At 58.2% G+C, this 1514-nt stretch carries 1 protein-coding gene; it reads left to right on the top strand.

The genetic code is table 11. The annotated features are described in order from the left end of the window. Window positions 1–1500: acetolactate synthase 3 large subunit (locus ACIP1X_RS28915; RefSeq protein ID WP_400755979.1), on the top strand; the 1500-nt coding region annotated here is incomplete at its 5' end. Between the last annotated feature and the right edge of the window lie 14 nt (window positions 1501–1514).

The raw sequence follows: 1514 nt of genomic DNA, 5'->3' as shown, positions 1-1514 counted from the left end.
GGACCAGGCGCCACGAACGCCATCACCGGTATCGCCACGGCAAATATGGACTCGATTCCAATGGTGATCATTTCCGGTCAGGTCCCAAGCACCAAGGTCGTCACATACGCGTTCCAGGAAACCGACATGATCGGTATCTCCCGGCCGATCGTGAAGCACAGCTTCATGATCAAGCACGCTTCGGAAATCCCGGAAGTCATGAAGAAGGCCTTCTACCTGGCGCAATCCGGTCGTCCGGGCCCGGTCGTGGTCGATATCCCGAAAGACATGACCAACCCGGCCGAGAAATTCGAATACATCTTCCCGAAGAAAGCCAAGCTGCGTTCCTACAGCCCGGCCGTTCGCGGTCACTCCGGGCAAATCCGCAAGGCAGCCGAAATGCTCCTCGCGGCCAAGCGCCCAGTGCTTTATTCCGGTGGCGGCGTGATCCTCGGCAACGGTTCCGCACCGCTGACCGAACTGGCGAAAATGCTTAACCTGCCCGTGACCAACACCTTGATGGGCCTGGGTGGTTTCCCCGGCACTGATCGTCAGTTCATCGGCATGCTCGGCATGCACGGCAGCTACACCGCCAACCTGGCGATGCACCATGCTGACGTGATCCTCGCGGTCGGCGCGCGTTTCGACGATCGCGTGATCAACGGCCCGGCGAAGTTCTGCCCGAACGCCAAGATCATCCATATCGACATCGACCCGGCTTCGATTTCCAAGACCATCAAGGCCGACGTGCCTATCGTTGGTCCGGTTGAGAGCGTTCTGACCGAAATGGTCGCGATCCTCAAGGAAATCGGCGAGACCCCGAACAAGGAGTCCGTGGCCAGTTGGTGGAAGCAGGTTGATGAATGGCGCGGTGATCGCGGCCTGTTCCCTTACGAAAAGGGCGACGGCAGCCTGATCAAGCCACAAACCGTGATCGAAACCCTCTGCGAAGTGACCAAGGGCGATGCCTTTATCACTTCCGACGTGGGCCAGCACCAGATGTTCGCGGCGCAGTACTACACGTTCAACAAGCCGAATCGCTGGATCAACTCCGGTGGTCTGGGCACCATGGGCTTCGGTTTCCCGGCGGCCATGGGCATCAAGTTGAGCTTCCCGGATGACGACGTTGCCTGCGTGACCGGCGAAGGCAGCATCCAGATGAACATCCAGGAACTGTCGACCTGCCTGCAATACGGCTTGCCAGTGAAAATCGTCATCCTGAACAACGGTGTTCTGGGGATGGTTCGTCAGTGGCAGGACATGAGCTACGGCAGCCGTCACTCGCACTCCTACATGGAATCGCTGCCTGACTTCGTCAAGCTGGCTGAAGCCTACGGCCACGTCGGCGTACGCATCACCGAATCGAAAGATTTGAAGTCGAAGATGGCAGAAGCGTTCGCCATGAAGGATCGCCTGGTGATCATCGATGTTTCGGTCGACACCAGCGAGCACGTCTATCCGATGCAGATCAAAGACGGCTCCATGCGCGATATGTGGCTGAGCAAGACGGAGCGTACTTAATCATGCGGCACATT

Source organism: Pseudomonas sp. NPDC088885, from assembly GCF_044750025.1.
GTDB lineage: Bacteria > Pseudomonadota > Gammaproteobacteria > Pseudomonadales > Pseudomonadaceae > Aquipseudomonas > Aquipseudomonas rustica.
The sequence above is the reverse complement of the archived record's forward strand: the minus strand, read 5'-3'. Positions and strand labels throughout refer to the sequence as shown.